We start from the raw sequence: 15,099 nt of genomic DNA, 5'->3' as shown, positions 1-15,099 counted from the left end.
GGCAAGCGATGCGACGCTGCCGCTCCGCCGCTTTCACCTCACCCGCAGGGCGCGGCGCCAAATCATCCCCATAGTCCCTAACAACCTCCAGCCCGTTGATGTAGGCGCACGCCCCCGCGAAAGCCAGTTCACGGAGCGACACACCGGCTCGTTCAAGCATGAGCCATCTTGATGAAGACAACGTGTTCGAGACCCCCGAAATGGCGATCACAGATGAGGCCCTCGCCGCTCCTGTCGAGCGCCGCGGCATAGGCAACCGCATGAGCCATGGGAGCGGACGGGTTCGACGCGGCCTCCGCAATCAAACTAGATATATCAGACGCACCCAAACTATGCCCGCATCGCTCCGCCCGAATGCTTTCAATCCCGCCCGAGCGCGCCGAGCAGGCCACGGCGAAAATGCAGCATCAGGGCGTCGCTCGCGATCATCGCGGCAGCAGGATCGGCCGTCGCGATCGCCTGCGCGAAGGCGACATGCAGATGCGCGGAGGGCACGAGGTCGTCCTGCCGCTCGAAATGATACCAGGCGCGTCGCATCAACGCCTGCAGCGGCTCGACCGCGCGCGTCGCATAGGGGCTGCGCGCAGCTGCCGCCACCATGCCGTTGAGCTCCGTGTCGATGCGCATGAAGGCGTTGACATCGCCAATTTCAGCCGCCGCGCGCATCGCCTTGGCCTGCTCGATAATCAGGATACGTTCGCGCGGGCTCGCCCGTTTGGCGGCATCGCCCGCGATCAATCGCTCTAGAACCTCGCGCGCATCGAGCGCCGCCATCACGTCGATGGCGTTGATGTCGGCTACGGCGACGCCCTTGCGCGGCAAGATCTCGACCAGCCCTTGCTGCGCCAGCCGGATCAGCGCCTCGCGCACTGGCGTGCGCCCGACGCCGACGAGGTCGATCAGCTGCGCCTCCGTCAGCACCGCGCCGGGACGCAGCGACAGGGTCACGATCGCTTCCTCGAGCCGGCGATAAGCCGTTTCCGACAGGCTGGGCGCCGCCGGCGGCGGAAGCGGGGCAAGCGCCTCCTCATCGGTGCGGGCATCGGGAGACGAGCGCAGGCTCATGCGCGCTCCGCCAGCCGACAAGACTGGATTGACGTGCGACCGAACATTGATATATCACCTATGTCGCTGAGAGCCGAAGCTCGCCTGTTTGCAATCTGCAAGCGAAACGGGCCGGCACGCAAGGAGCTTTGTGCCATGAGCCATTGGACCGGCGTTCTACCTGCGGTTACGACGAAATTCACCAGCGAGGACCGGCTCGACATCGCCGAGATGGAGCGATGCTTTTCTCTCCAGATCGAGGCTAGCGTGCACGGCCTGATCGTCTGCGGCTCGCTCGGCGAGGCCTCGACGCTGGACCCCGACGAGAAGATCGAGGTCCTGAAGACCGCCTTGCGCGTCGCCGGTGGCAAGGTGCCGGTGCTGCTGACGGTCTCGCAGGGCTCGACCAGGGCTTCCTGCAACCTCGCGGAAGCCGGCGCCAAGGCCGGTGCGGCCGGCTTCATGGTCTTGCCCGGCATCCCCTATAAATCCGAGCCGCACGAGACCGCAGCGCATTACCGGACCGTCGCCAGGGCCGGCGGCCTGCCGGTGATGATCTACAACAATCCGCCCGCCTATGGCGTCGATATCCCGCCCGCCATGCTGGCGGAGCTGGCCGACGAGCCGCTCTTCACAGCCATCAAGGAATCCTCCGACGACATCCGCCGCATCAGCGAGATCAAGTCGCTCTGCGGCGATCGTTTCAAGCTGCTGACCGGCGTCGACAACCTCGCCTTGGAAAGCCTGGCGATGGGCGCCGATGGCTGGGTCGCGGGGCTGGTCGTGGCCTATCCGCGCGAGACCGTCGCGATCTACGAACTTGCCAAGGCCGGGCGCATGAACGAGGCGATCGCGATCTATCGCTGGTTCCGCCCGCTGCTCGACCTCGACGTCTCGGCGAGACTCGTCCAGAACATCAAGCTGGTCGAGGCGCTGGTGATTGGCTCCAATGACCGCTGCCGCGCTCCGCGTCAGGCGCTGCAGGGCTCCGAACGTGCCCGCCTCACGGCGATCGTCAAGGCAGCCGAAACCACACGTCCGACGCTGCCGAGTTTCTAAAAGACCGGATACGCCATGGCCTTCGCCTGCACCCTCCCCGCCATCCCGACGCTCCAGCAGGATGACGAGACGATCCGGATCACACGCTGGGATTTCGAGCCCGGCGCCGTGACCGGCTGGCATACGCATGGCTGGCCCTATTTCGTGGTGATGCTGGTCGCGGGCACGCTGCGTATCCATGACGGCAAGACGGAAACCGATGTGCCACTGGCGCAGGGCCAGGCCTATATGCGCCCGGCCGGCGTCCAGCACGACGTCATGAACGGCTCCGCCCACCCGATCGCCTTCGTCGAGATCGAGGTGAAGCAGCCCGGCGCGCTGAAGGAATTGTCGCTGCCATGAAGGCCCTGTCGTGAAGATCGCCGTTATCGGCGCCGGCATCGTCGGCTGCGCCATCGCGCATGCCTTGCTCGACGAGGGCCACGAGGTCCTGATCCTCGACAAGGAAGGCCCCGCCTTCGGCCCCTCGCGCGGCAATGCCGGCTGGATGGCCCATACCGACATCCTGCCGATCGCCAGCCCCAAGAATCTGCGGCAGGTGCCGAAATTCCTGCTCGACCCGCTCGGGCCGCTCTCGATCCGCCCGGCCTATTTTCCCAAGCTCCTGCCCTGGCTCGTCCGCTTCGTGCTGGCGGCGCGGCCCGATGCCTATGAGCGTTCGATCCAGGGGCTCGCCGCCCTGCAGCAACTCGCCTTGCCGGCCTGGCTGGCGCGGGCCGAGAGCCTGAGCCTCAGCCGCCACATCCATCGCCAGGGCGGGCTCTATGTCTTCACCGACAAGGCGGCCTTCGACGAGGCCGGCCATGTCGCCAGGCGTCAGGCGGAGTTCGGCATCAAGGTCGAGATGATCGGCCCCGAGGAACTCAGCCAGTTCGAGCCGGCGCTGAAGCGGCGCTTCGCCGGCGCGGCCTTCCATCCCGACACCGCCCATATCAGCGATCCCTTGCAGTTGACGCTGGCCCTGTTCGAGGCGGCGCTGGCGCGCGGCGCGGTCTTCGAGAAGGCCGAAGTCAGCAACATCTCGATGGGCGAGCGCCCGTCCCTGATCGGCCCCGATGGCTGGCAGCGCGTCGTCGATCGCGCGGTGATCGCAGCGGGTGCCTGGTCGAAGCCGCTGGCGGCAGCGCTCGGCGATGCCGTCCCGCTCGACACCGAGCGCGGCTACAATGTCAGCTTTCCCGGCGTCACCGGCCTGACCTCGCGCCCGGTCGGTTTCGAGGGCCATGGCTTCGTCATGACGCCGTTGGAAAGCGGCTTGCGCATCGGCGGCGCCGTCGAGTTCGGCGGACTGAAGGCGGCGCCCAACCACGCCCGGACGCGCAGCCTCTACGACAAGGCGGCGAGCCTGGTCGACGGCCTGCCGCCCTTCGAGAGTGGCACGCTCTGGATGGGCTTCCGGCCTTCGCTGCCGGATTCATTGCCCGTGATCGGCGAAGCGAGCCGCAACCGCCACGTCGTCTACGCCTTCGGCCACGGCCATTACGGCATGACGCAGTCGACCGCGACGGCGGGCCTCGTCGCCGCGTCGATCGCCGGCCGCAAGCCCGCGATCGATCTCGCGCCCTTCAGTCCGCGCCGGTTCTGAAGGCGATGACGGCGGGCCCGATCTTCGGCATCGAGATGATGGCAGGCGCGAAAATCGCCTTCGCTCTCACAATCGAGCGCAACTGCCCGGCACCTGAATCAAGCTCTGAGCCGACGAGGCCAAGGCGATGATTCGAATCCTGTTTCTCGCCGGCTTCGCCTGCCTTGGCGGCTGCGCCAGCCTCCCGCCGCTTGCTTGTTCGCCGGGCCAGCAAGCGATGCTCGTCGCCGAACTGCTATTCGGCCGCAATATCGGCGACAGGCTCGGCGTCAGCGAGAAAGCCTTCGGGCGCTTCATCGACGAGGAGGTGACGCCGCGCTTCCCCGACGGGCTGACGATCCTTGCCGGGCAAGGGCAGTATCGCGATACCACGCGTGGCGTCCTTGTACGCGAGCAGGCAAAACTCCTCGTCATCGCCCTGAAGGACGAGCCCGAGGGGCGCGCCAAGCTCGCGGCCATCGCCGAAGCCTATAAGCAGCGTTTCAACCAGCAATCGGTCGGCACGATCCTGCGGCCGGCCTGCATATCCTTCTGAGTGGATGCCATGACGACCCACACCTTCTTCTGCGTCGACGGCCATACCTGCGGCAATCCGGTACGCCTCGTCGCCGGCGGCGGTCCTGCCCTGAAGGGCAGCACCATGGTCGAGAAGCGCGCGCATTTCCTGGCGGAATTCGACTGGATTCGCACCGGGCTGATGTTCGAGCCGCGCGGCCACGACATGATGTCGGGCGCAATCCTCTACCCGCCGACGCGCGAGGACGCCGACATCGCCTTCCTCTTCATCGAGACCTCGGGCTGCCTGCCGATGTGTGGCCATGGCACGATCGGCACCGTGACCATGGCGCTGGAGCGCGGACTGGTGACGCCGCGCCAGGAGGGCGTGCTGAAGATCGACACGCCCGCCGGCCTCGTCACCGCGACCTATGTCCGCAACGGCCCCTATGTCGACAGCGTCCGCATCACCAACATCGCCTCCTATCTGCATGCGACCGGCCTCTCCGCCGAGGTCGAGGGGCTGGGCGAGGTCAAGGTCGATGTCGCCTATGGCGGCAATTTCTACGCGATCGTCGATCCGCAAGCGGCGATCCGCGACATCGCGGATGTGAACCCCTCCGATCTGCTGCGCTGGAGCCCGAAGCTGCGCGCTGCCCTCAACGCGAAATACCAGTTCGTCCACCCCGAGAACCCGGCGATCAACGGCCTCTCCCACATCCTCTGGACCGGCGCACCGACGAAGCCCGAGGCGCATGCCCGCAACGCCGTGTTCTATGGCGACAAGGCGCTCGACCGCTCGCCCTGCGGCACCGGCACCTCCTCGCGCATGGCGCAATGGGCCGCGCAGGGAAAGCTCAAGGTCGGCGACGACTTCGTCCATGAGAGCATCATCGGCACGCTCTTCCGCGGCCGGGTCGAGGCGGCGGCGAAGGTCGGGCCCCATGACGCGATCATCCCGTCGATCGAGGGCTGGGCCCGGATGACCGGCTACAACACCATCTTCATCGACGACCGCGACCCGCTGGCGCATGGTTTCCAGCTCGCCGATCGCGCCTGAGGCGACAAAACCGCCCAATAGCATTGCGCAAAAAGCGGGTGCCGTTTTTTTTGCAAGAGCAATGCTCTCAACTCCAGGAATCGATCACGTTCTTCGTATTCGGACGGAACCGTCCGAACACGACGTGACCTTGCGTCAGGCGGCACGACCACGCTCCGTTGGACCCTGATTGGGTGCATAAAGATCATCCTAGACGGTTTTTCGCGCCCATTTCCGCCGCCTGTCGGGCCCAAATGCTCCCCGCGAAAATGCCCACCTCACAATCATCTTGCGCGAAATCGCCGCCGCGCCGCAGAGATGCTTGCACAAACAGCAGGCAAAACGTGCCAGATTGCTTTTGACAGAATTGTGGCCCGGCGCGATTGTCGAAGCCGCAAGCCGTTGGTAGCTCTGCGTAGCAATCGTATCCCGCATGCGTCGGCGTCATGCCGCCGAAAAGAACGGGAGCGGATGAGAGGGGTTAGGCGTCGTCAATGGAAGTGTTTCTCCAGCAGCTCATCAATGGGCTGACCCTGGGGTCGATCTACGGCCTCATCGCCATCGGCTACACGATGGTCTTCGGCATCATCGGCATGGTGAACTTCGCCCATGGCGACATCTTCATGCTGTCGGCCTTCATCGCGCTGATCTTCTTCATGCTGATCGCGTCCTGGTTCGGCGCCGGGCTGATCGTGGTGGCGCTCATCGTCGTGCTCGCACTGGCGATGTTCTTCACCTCGCTGTGGAACTGGGCGATCGAACGCGTCGCCTACCGGCCACTGCGCGGCTCCTTCCGCCTCGCGCCGCTGATCTCGGCGATCGGCATGTCGATCTTCCTGTCGAACTTCGTCCAGGTCGTGCAGGGCCCGCGCAACAAATCGACCGCGCCGATGCTGAACGACTCGATCACGCTCATCAACAGCGCGACCTACACAGTTCAGATTTCCTACAAGCAGATCGTCATCATCGTGACGACGGCGGTGCTGCTGGCGGCGTTCTGGTACATCGTCCAGAAGACGCCGCTCGGCCGGGCCCAGCGCGCCTGCGAGCAGGACCGCAAGATGGCCGCGCTCCTTGGCATCGACGTCGACCGCACGATCTCGATCACCTTCGTGATGGGCGCGGCGCTCGCAGCGGTCGCCGGCGTGATGTACCTCGTCCTCTACGGCGTGGTCTCATTCAATGACGGCTTCATCCCCGGCGTGAAGGCCTTCACCGCTGCCGTTCTCGGCGGTATCGGCTCTCTGCCCGGCGCCGTCATCGGCGGGCTGCTGATCGGGCTGATCGAGGTGATGTGGTCGGCCTATTTCACCATCGACTACAAGGACGTCGCGGCCTTCTGCATCCTCGCGATCGTGCTCGTCTTCATGCCCTCGGGCATCCTTGGCCGCCCCGAAGTCGAGAAAGTCTGACAGCCATGGCGACGACCATTTCGACGCCCGCAGTGCCTCCTCGCGACTTCAAGGCGGCGCTCAAGGAGGCCGGCTTTGCCGCCCTCGTCACCTTCGGCCTGTGCATCCCGATCATCGCCTGGGGCACCCGCCAGAACATGGAAAACGTGCTGGTGCTCGATCAGCGCTGGGAGGCCGTTGCCTGGGCAGTCGCCATCGTCTTCGTCGGGCGCTTCCTGGTGGTGCTGCGCCAACAGGGCAAGGCCGACCGGAAATCGCTGGTGCGTTTCCTGCCGCACGGCACCTTTGCTTTCTTCCAGCGCAACTCGCGTACCTTCTCGCTGTTCGGGCTCGGGTTCCTCATCACCTTCCCGATGATCGCGATCGGTCTGACCGGCTGGGGCGGCGCGCTGAAATGGATCGACAATTTCGGCGTCCAGATCCTGATCTACGTCATGCTCGGCTGGGGGCTAAACATCGTCGTAGGCCTCGCCGGACTGCTCGACCTCGGCTATGTCGCCTTCTATGCGGTCGGCGCCTATTCCTACGCGCTGCTGGCCAAGAATTTCGGCCTGTCATTCTGGCTCCTGCTGCCGCTCTCGGGGATCCTCGCCGCCTTCTGGGGCATGCTGCTCGGCTTTCCCGTGCTGCGCCTGCGCGGCGACTATCTCGCCATCGTCACGCTCGCCTTCGGCGAGATCATCCGTCTCGTCCTGATCAACTGGGTCGACTTTTCCAACGGCTATGCCGGCATTTCCGGCATTCCACGGCCGAGCTTCTTCGGCATCCCCTTCAATGCCAGCGACGAGGGCTTCGCGGCCGTGTTCGGGCTGGAATTCTCGCCGCTCTACCGAACGATCTTCCTGTATTACTTGATCCTGGCGCTCGCGCTCCTCACCGCCTTCGTCTCGCTACGGCTCAGACGATTACCGGTGGGTCGCGCCTGGGAAGCCCTGCGCGAGGACGAGATCGCCTGCCGCTCGCTCGGCATCAACACCACCAACACCAAGCTTACCGCCTTCTCGATCGGCGCCATGTTCGGCGGCTTCGCCGGCGCGTTCTTCTCGGCGCGGCAGGGCTTCATCTCGCCGGAATCCTTCGTCTTCATGGAATCGGCGATGGTGCTGGCAATCGTCGTGCTCGGCGGCATGGGCTCGCTCTGGGGCTGCGCCATCGCCGCGACCGCGATGATCGGCGGCACCGAACTGCTGCGCGAGCTCGACTGGCTGAAGGCGATCTTCGGCAATGATTTCGACCCGACCAAATACCGCATGCTGATCTTCGGCCTGGCCATGGTGGTGATCATGATCTGGAAGCCGCGCGGACTGATCTCGACGCGCGAGCCGACGGCCTTCCTCAAGGAAAAGAAGGCGATCTCGTCCGACATGGTCCAGGAGGGCCACGGCTGATGACTACTGCCCCGCTTCTCCAGGTCGAGCATGTCACCATGCGCTTCGGCGGCCTCACCGCCGTCAACGACCTCTCCTTCGAGGCCCGCAAGGGCGACATCACCGCGCTGATCGGCCCCAACGGGGCCGGCAAGACCACGGTCTTCAATTGCATCACCGGCTTTTATAAGCCTACCGAAGGTATGATGGCGCTGACGCATGACAGCGGCGCGAGCTATCTGCTCGAGCGGATGCCGGACTTCCGCATCTCCTGGAAGGCCAGGGTCGCCCGCACCTTCCAGAACATCCGCCTCTTCGGCGGCATGACCGTGCTGGAGAACCTTCTCGTCGCCCAGCACAACCCGCTGATGATCGCGTCGGGCTTCACCTTCCTCGGCGTGCTCGGCATCGGCGGCTACAAGGCGCGCGAGAAGGAAGCGATCGAGAAGGCCAAGTTCTGGCTGGACAAGATCAGGCTGACCGATCGCGCCGACGATCCCGCTGCCGATCTGCCCTATGGCGACCAGCGCCGCCTCGAGATCGCGCGCGCCATGTGCACCGAGCCGGTCCTGCTCTGCTTGGACGAACCGGCCGCCGGCCTCAACCCGCGCGAGAGCCATGACCTCAACGAGCTGCTGCTTTCGATCCGCAAGGATATCGGCACGGCGCTCCTGCTGATCGAGCACGACATGTCGGTGGTGATGGAGATTTCGGACCATGTAGTGGTGCTCGACTACGGCACCAAGATCGCCGATGGCACACCGGCGCAGGTCCAGGCCGATCCCAAGGTGATCGCCGCTTATCTCGGCGTCGACGACGACGAGGTCGCAGCCGTGGAAGCAGAGGTCGGACTGTGATGAGCGAAGCTCAGCCTCTTCTCACCGTACGCGGCGTCAAGACCTATTACGGCAAGATCATCGCTCTCAAGGGCGTCGACATCGATGTCCGCGCCGGCGAGATCGTCACCATGATCGGCGCCAACGGCGCCGGCAAATCCACCCTGATGATGACGATCTTCGGCAACCCGCAGGCGCGCGAAGGTACCGTCACCTATGAGGGGCGCGACATCACCAAGATGCCGAGCCACCTGATCGCAAGGCTGGGCATCGCTCAATCCCCAGAGGGACGACGCATCTTCCCGCGCATGACCGTCTACGAGAATCTGCAGATGGGCGCGGCCGTGCGCGACCTCGCCCATTTCGACGAGGATCTCGAAAAGATCTGCGTGCTCTTCCCGCGCATCAAGGAGCGGCTGCAGCAGCGCGGCGGCACGCTCTCGGGCGGCGAGCAGCAGATGGTGGCGATCGCGCGCGCCCTGATGGCCAGGCCCAAGCTCCTCCTGCTCGACGAGCCCTCGCTGGGGCTTGCCCCGCTGATCGTGAAGCAGATCTTCGAGGCGATCCGGGAGCTCAACAAGACGGAAGGGTTGACCGTCTTCCTGGTCGAGCAGAATGCCTTCCATGCGCTCAAGCTCGCCCATCGCGGCTATGTCATGGTCAACGGCGTCATCACCATGAGCGGCACGGGCCAGGAGCTGCTCGCCAATCCGCAGGTGCGCGCCGCCTATCTCGAAGGCGGGAGGCACTGACATGCAAGGCATCCTCTACGAAGAACCGACGCTCTGGCTGTTCCTGCTGGTCACGGTGGTGATGGGCGGCTGGCTCGCCTGGATGTCGGGCCGCGCGGTGGCCAAGGCATGGAAGCCGACTTTCCAGCTCGTGCTCTACATCCTGGTTCTCGGGCTCGCCGTGCGCTTCATCCATTTCGCGCTGTTCGAGGCGACGCTGCTGACGCTGCACTACTACATCGTCGATACCATCGTGCTGATGGCTTTCGGCTTCGCCGGCTGGCGCTACAACCGCGCCAGGCAGATGACGACCCAATATCGCTGGCTCTTCGAGCGCACCGGCCCATTCAGCTGGAAAGCGCGCGAAGGCGTGAAGATCAGGGCCGAAATAGCCTGAAAATGGCGACGAGCTTGACGCGTGACAGACCGTTGAAAAAGCGCAAGACTGCGTTTCACGGTAGCCGCGCGCGCCGAGACGGGCGGACCATCCAGCCCGTTCATAGTAATCACAGGGGAGTCTGATCTCATGAAGAAACTGCTGTTGAGCGGTATCGCGCTCGGCGCCGTCCTCGCCTTCTCCGGCGTGGCGAATGCACAGGTCAAGTTCGGCGTCGCCGGACCGATCACAGGCCCCAACGCCGCCTTCGGCGCCCAGCTGAAGAACGGTACCGAGCAGGCGATCGACGACATTAACGCGGCTGGCGGCATCTTGGGCCAGAAGATCGCGCTGTCGGTCGGCGACGATGTCTCCGATCCCAAGCAAGGCGTCTCCGTCGCCAACAAGTTCGTCGGCGACGGCGTCAAGTTCGTGATCGGTCACTTCAACTCCGGCGTCACCATGCCGGCCTCTGAAGTCTATGCCGAGAACGGCATCGCGATGATCTCGCCTTCGGCCACCAACCCGAAGATCACCGAGCGCGGCCTCTGGAACGTGTTCCGCACCTGCGGTCGCGACGACCAGCAGGGCGAGGTCGCGGCGGCCTATATCGCCAAGAACCTCAAAGGCAAGAAGATCGCCGTCGTCCACGACAAGACCACCTACGGCCAGGGCCTCGCCGACGAGACCCGCAAGGGCCTGACCAAGGCGGGCGTCAAGGACGTGCTTTATGAAGGCGTCAACGCCGGCGAGAAGGACTATTCGGCGCTGATCTCCAAGCTGAAGTCCGTCGGTGCCGACTACCTCTACTGGGGTGGCCTGCACACCGAAGGCGGCCTGATCGTGCGCCAGATGCGCGACCAGGGCCTGAAGACCGTGATGATCTCGGGCGACGGCATCACCACCGACGAGTTCGCCACGATCGGCGGCCCCGGCGTCGAAGGCACGCTGATGACCTTCCCGCCGGACCCGCAGAAGCGTCCTGAAGCTGCGGCCATCCTCAAGAAGTTCGAGGCCCGCAAGTTCAAGCCGGAGGCGTATACGCTCTATTCCTACGCCGCCGTGGAAATCTTGAAGCAGGCGGCCGAAGGCGCCAAGTCGCTCGATCCCAAGAAGGTCGCCGAGTACATGCGCTCGGGCAAGACCTTCAAGACCGTGATCGGCGACATCACCTACGACAAGAAGGGCGACATCACCCGCCCCGACTACACCATGTACACTTGGAAGAAGGGCGCCGACGGCAAGATCACCTATGTCGAGAATTGATCTCGACTAGCTGATCGCCATCGAGAGCAGGATGCGAAAAAGTGGAAGCCGGTTTTTCGCATTGATCCTGCTCTCACTTTCAGATGAGAGACGGATTCAGATTTCAGATGGGATCACTCTGTGACCCCATTTGAAATCATCCGGCTCTAGCGTGAAACGAGACCGCCCCGGAGCAATCCGGGGCGGTTTTGTTTTGGAGCTGTCCGAACCGGACATCCGCGTCATTGCGAGGAGCGAGGGCGACGAGCAATCCGGGGGCGTGGCAACCCAAGGGACTGTGTGAGACCTCCCGGATTGCGTCGCTCACGCGCGCAATGACGATTGAATCAGCTCCACAGCTGCTCAGCCCAAGCGCCTGAGAAAGCTTGCGAACTGCAGGAGCCCGTCCGGCCAGGGGCCGTGCCCGGAATCACTGTTGAGGTGGCCGCTGTCGCCGGCGTCGACGAAGGTCGCGCCCCAGGCTTCCGCCAGCGCCTTCGCCTCGTCCAGCGAACAATAGGGATCGGTCGCGCTGGCGATAACCGTGGCCGGAAAGGGCAGGGTCTCGCGCCGATGCACAGCGAACTCGGGTTCCATATCCGGTAGCGCGCGTTTCGCGGCCTCCGACGGCGGAGAGACCAGGAACGCCCCCGCGACCTCGCCGGGCTTCAGATGTTCGCCCGCATGCGCGACCGCGCTGACGCCGGCCGAATGCGCGACCAGCACCACGGGGCGCGTGGCAGCCCGCACCGCCTCGACGATGCGGCCAGCCCATTCCTCGCGCCGCGGCCTGAGCCAATCCGCCTGCTCGACACGACGCGCCGTCGGAAGCCTGGCCTCCCAGCGGCTCTGCCAATGATCAGGCCCGGACCCGGACCAGCCGGGGATGATGAGAATGTCGGCTTCGGAGGATTTCATGAAAGCTCAGATAGCGACGCTCGCGCGCTTGTCCAGACGTCGATTGCTCACGCCTCTCCAAACACCCGCGCGAAGATCGTGTCGACATGCTTGAAGTGATAGCCTTCGTCGAACATCGCCTCGAGTTCCGCGACCGACAGCTTCGCCGTTACCTCGGCATCCTTCTTGAGGTTGGTGAGGAAGTCCTCGCCATGCTCCCAGGTGCGCATCGCATTGCGCTGGACGAGGCTGTAGCTCTCCTCGCGGCTGGCGCCGGCCTGGGTCAGGGCCAGCAGCACGCGCTGCGAATTGTGCAGACCGCCAAGCCGGTCGAGGTTCTTGCGCATGTTCTGCGGGTAGATCAGCAGCTTGTCGACGACGCCAGTGAGCCGGGCGAGCGCGAAATCGAGCGTCACTGTGGCGTCGGGGCCGATCATGCGCTCGACGCTAGAATGCGAGATGTCGCGCTCATGCCAGAGCGCGACATTCTCCAGCGCCGGCACGACCATGCCGCGCACGAGGCGGGCAAGCCCGGTCAGGTTCTCGGTCAGCACGGGATTGCGCTTGTGCGGCATCGCCGAGGAGCCCTTCTGGCCGGGCGAGAAGAACTCCTCCGCCTCATAGACCTCGGTGCGCTGCAGATGCCGGATTTCGGTCGCAAGCCGCTCGACCGAGGAGGCGACGACGCCGAGCGTGGCGAAATACATCGCATGCCGGTCGCGCGGGATGACCTGGGTCGAGACCGGCTCGACGCTCAGCCCCATCTTTTCCGCGACATAGGCCTCCACGCTCGGATCGATATTGGCGAAGGTGCCGACCGCGCCCGAAATCGCACAGGTCGCGATCTCGGCCCGAGCCGCGACCAATCGGGCCTTGCAGCGGTCGAACTCGGCATAGGCTTGCGCCAGCTTCAGCCCGAAGGTCACCGGCTCGGCATGGATGCCGTGCGAACGGCCGATGGTCGGCGTCAGCTTGTGCTCGAAGGCGCGACGCTTGATCGCCGCAAGCAGCGCGTCGACATCCGCGATCAGCAGGTCGGTGGCGCGCGCGAGCTGCACCGAGAGCGTCGTGTCCAAAATGTCCGAGGAGGTCATGCCCTGATGGACGAAGCGGGCTTCCGGTCCGACGATCTCGGCCAGATGCGTGAGAAACGCGATGACGTCATGCTTGGTGACACGCTCGATCTCGTCGATGCGCGCGACATCGAAAGTCGCATCCTTGGCCTTGGCCCAGATCGTGGCCGCAGCCTCCTTTGGCACCACGCCGAGCTCGGCGAGCTTGTCGGTGGCGTGCGCCTCGATCTCGAACCAGATCCGGAAGCGGGTCTGCGGCTCCCAGATCGCGACCATCTCGGGGCGGGAATAGCGCGGGATCATGTTTGGTCTTGCCTTGTTGCCATGCCGTCATGCTCGGCCCTGTGCCGAGCATCCACGTCTTGAACAGTGACGAGGATGGCAGGCGGCAAAAGACGTGGATGGTCGGGACAAGCCCGACCATGACGGGTTGGTTCGGTTACGCAGTCGTCTCAATCAATCTCAAACCCATTGCCCGCGCGCAGCTTCAGCCGCCTTGCGGATCGCGGAGATATTGGCGGCATAGGCGGCAGGCCCGCCCTTGAACACGGCAGAACCCGCAACGAGAACATTCGCTCCAGCCTTTGCCACGAGCGGCGCGGTCTCAGGGCTAGCCCCGCCATCGATTTCGAGTGCGATCGGCCGCTCGCCGATCATCGCCCGCACCCGGGCGATCTTCTCGAGCACGGAGCGGATGAAACTCTGCCCGCCGAAGCCGGGATTGACCGTCATCAGCAGGATCAGGTCGAGATCGTCGAGCAGCGGCTCGACGGCACTTTCATGCGTGCCAGGATTGAGCACGATGCCAGCCTGCTTGCCGTGGCCGCGGATCGTCTGCAGCGTCCGGTGGGGATGCGGCCCGGCCTCGACATGGAAGGAAATGAGATCGGCGCCCGCTTTGGCAAAGGCTTCGACATAAGGATCGACCGGCGCGATCATCAGATGCACGTCGAAGAGCTTCTTGGTGCAGGGGCGGATCGCCTTCAGTACATCCGGCCCGAAGGTGATGTTGGGCACGAAATGCCCATCCATCACATCGCAATGGATCCAGTCGGCCCCCGCCTCGTCGATCGCGCGCACCTCCTCGCCCAGCTTCGAGAAATCGGCCGAGAGGATCGAGGGGGCGATGCGGATGGGAGCGCTCATGGCTGGCGGTTTAACGCCCGCGCGCCGCTCTCGCAATCGCCAAGGCCGTGAATTCAGCGCCGTGCCACAGGAACCGACAGGCGCCTGTCGGCTTCCGCGATCTCCTCGGCGGCCGCAGCGAAGGCGGGCCGGCGGTTCAATCGCGCGAACCAGTCGGCAAGGGCCGGATGGCGTGCCAGCGAAGGTCCGCCCAGGCGCAACGAGAACAGCACGCTCATGAATAGGGCAATATCGGCGACGCAGACGCTGGAGCCGAAGAATTCACGCCCCGCAAGACGCTCCTCGAGCTCGCAATAATGACCGGCCAGCACGTCCTCAGCGATCAGCGCGTCGGCATCCTGCGCGGCGCGGCGGTTCGCATCCGCCGCGCGGGGGCCGGTGCGGTGCATCAGGGGCTTCAAGCCCGCCAGCATGATCTCGTCGGCAAAGAGCTCATCGAGCCGGCAGCGTGCCCGCTCGGCCGGCGTTGCCGGAAACAGCGGCGGCTGCGGATAGGCCTCATCGAGATATTCGAGGATGATCGTCGAGTCGTAGAGCACAAGCCCGGCATCGCTCAGCACGGGCACCTGCGCCTTGGGGTTGAGCGCCAGCACCTCCGGGTGCTTGGGGTCGTAGCCCGTGGTTTGGTTGAAGGGCACCATGATGCGCTCAAAAGGCAGCGCCTTCTCTCGCAGCGCGATCTCGACCTTGCGGGAGAACAGGCTGAGCGGCCCGGAATAGAGCGTGATCATGACGGCGAGGCCCCGGTTACGATGGGGCGACCTTCGCAAAGCGAGCCGTCAGCTCACGGCAGG

The 15,099-nt window shown here is 64.7% G+C and carries 16 protein-coding genes; 11 read left to right on the top strand and 5 right to left on the bottom strand.

Annotation, left to right across the window (positions count from 1 at the left end):
* Positions 1-360 precede the first annotated feature (360 nt).
* A complete protein-coding gene (locus BMZ97_RS20030; RefSeq protein ID WP_092173665.1) occupies positions 361-1,065 on the bottom strand; it encodes a GntR family transcriptional regulator in 705 nt (234 codons plus the stop codon).
* 135 nt (positions 1,066-1,200) lie between these two features.
* Here BMZ97_RS20030 and BMZ97_RS20025 point away from each other — a divergent pair, with 135 nt between their 5' ends.
* The 11 genes from BMZ97_RS20025 (at position 1,201) to BMZ97_RS19975 (ending at position 11,210) form a co-directional block, all read left to right on the top strand.
* Positions 1,201-2,103 carry a dihydrodipicolinate synthase family protein gene (locus BMZ97_RS20025; protein ID WP_092173662.1) on the top strand — a complete coding sequence of 301 codons (903 nt, stop codon included), beginning with the start codon at positions 1,201-1,203 and terminating at the stop codon, positions 2,101-2,103.
* A gap of 15 nt (positions 2,104-2,118) precedes the next feature.
* Positions 2,119-2,445 carry a cupin domain-containing protein gene (locus BMZ97_RS20020; protein ID WP_092173660.1) on the top strand — a complete coding sequence of 109 codons (327 nt, stop codon included), beginning with the start codon at positions 2,119-2,121 and terminating at the stop codon, positions 2,443-2,445.
* A gap of 10 nt (positions 2,446-2,455) precedes the next feature.
* Positions 2,456-3,688 (top strand): NAD(P)/FAD-dependent oxidoreductase, encoded by a 1,233-nt coding sequence (locus tag BMZ97_RS20015; protein WP_092173657.1) that lies wholly within the window; start codon positions 2,456-2,458, stop codon positions 3,686-3,688.
* A gap of 127 nt (positions 3,689-3,815) precedes the next feature.
* Positions 3,816-4,223 (top strand): DUF3574 domain-containing protein, encoded by a 408-nt coding sequence (locus BMZ97_RS20010; RefSeq protein ID WP_092173655.1) that lies wholly within the window; start codon positions 3,816-3,818, stop codon positions 4,221-4,223.
* Positions 4,224-4,232: 9 nt separating this feature from the next.
* Positions 4,233-5,243, top strand: coding sequence for a 4-hydroxyproline epimerase (locus BMZ97_RS20005; RefSeq protein ID WP_092174084.1), 1,011 nt, complete (start codon positions 4,233-4,235; stop codon positions 5,241-5,243).
* Between the two features lie 473 nt (positions 5,244-5,716).
* Positions 5,717-6,634, top strand: a complete 918-nt coding sequence (locus tag BMZ97_RS20000; protein ID WP_092173652.1) for a branched-chain amino acid ABC transporter permease — start codon at positions 5,717-5,719, stop codon at positions 6,632-6,634.
* Positions 6,635-6,639: 5 nt separating this feature from the next.
* Positions 6,640-8,022: a high-affinity branched-chain amino acid ABC transporter permease LivM gene (gene livM, locus BMZ97_RS19995; RefSeq protein WP_092173649.1), complete on the top strand. Its 1,383-nt coding sequence runs from the start codon at positions 6,640-6,642 to the stop codon at positions 8,020-8,022.
* Positions 8,022-8,858 (top strand): ABC transporter ATP-binding protein, encoded by an 837-nt coding sequence (locus BMZ97_RS19990; RefSeq protein ID WP_092173646.1) that lies wholly within the window; start codon positions 8,022-8,024, stop codon positions 8,856-8,858. Before livM ends, BMZ97_RS19990 begins: the two co-directional genes overlap by 1 nt.
* On the top strand, positions 8,858-9,589 hold the full coding sequence (locus BMZ97_RS19985) for an ABC transporter ATP-binding protein (protein ID WP_092173644.1): 732 nt from the start codon (positions 8,858-8,860) through the stop codon (positions 9,587-9,589). The genes BMZ97_RS19990 and BMZ97_RS19985 overlap by 1 nt, the downstream gene beginning before the upstream one ends.
* A 1-nt stretch (position 9,590) precedes the next feature.
* Positions 9,591-9,965 (top strand): DUF6867 family protein, encoded by a 375-nt coding sequence (locus BMZ97_RS19980; RefSeq protein ID WP_092173641.1) that lies wholly within the window; start codon positions 9,591-9,593, stop codon positions 9,963-9,965.
* Between the two features lie 129 nt (positions 9,966-10,094).
* On the top strand, positions 10,095-11,210 hold the full coding sequence (locus BMZ97_RS19975; protein ID WP_092173638.1) for a branched-chain amino acid ABC transporter substrate-binding protein: 1,116 nt from the start codon (positions 10,095-10,097) through the stop codon (positions 11,208-11,210).
* Positions 11,211-11,552: 342 nt separating this feature from the next.
* Here BMZ97_RS19975 and BMZ97_RS19970 read toward each other — a convergent pair whose 3' ends face one another.
* From BMZ97_RS19970 to BMZ97_RS19955, 4 genes are all read right to left on the bottom strand, one after another.
* Positions 11,553-12,107, bottom strand: coding sequence for an RBBP9/YdeN family alpha/beta hydrolase (locus BMZ97_RS19970; protein ID WP_092173636.1), 555 nt, complete (start codon positions 12,105-12,107; stop codon positions 11,553-11,555).
* 47 nt (positions 12,108-12,154) lie between these two features.
* A complete protein-coding gene (gene purB / locus BMZ97_RS19965; protein ID WP_092173633.1) occupies positions 12,155-13,462 on the bottom strand; it encodes an adenylosuccinate lyase in 1,308 nt (435 codons plus the stop codon).
* A gap of 159 nt (positions 13,463-13,621) precedes the next feature.
* Positions 13,622-14,305 carry a ribulose-phosphate 3-epimerase gene (gene rpe / locus BMZ97_RS19960; protein ID WP_092173631.1) on the bottom strand — a complete coding sequence of 228 codons (684 nt, stop codon included), beginning with the start codon at positions 14,303-14,305 and terminating at the stop codon, positions 13,622-13,624.
* Between the two features lie 53 nt (positions 14,306-14,358).
* Positions 14,359-15,036, bottom strand: coding sequence for a glutathione S-transferase family protein (locus tag BMZ97_RS19955; protein ID WP_244546512.1), 678 nt, complete (start codon positions 15,034-15,036; stop codon positions 14,359-14,361).
* Positions 15,037-15,099 lie beyond the last annotated feature (63 nt).

This window comes from Allobosea sp. OK403 (genome assembly GCF_900113835.1).
GTDB lineage: Bacteria > Pseudomonadota > Alphaproteobacteria > Rhizobiales > Beijerinckiaceae > Allobosea.
Note: the sequence above shows the minus strand (reverse complement) of the source record. Positions and strands in the feature narration are given on the sequence as shown.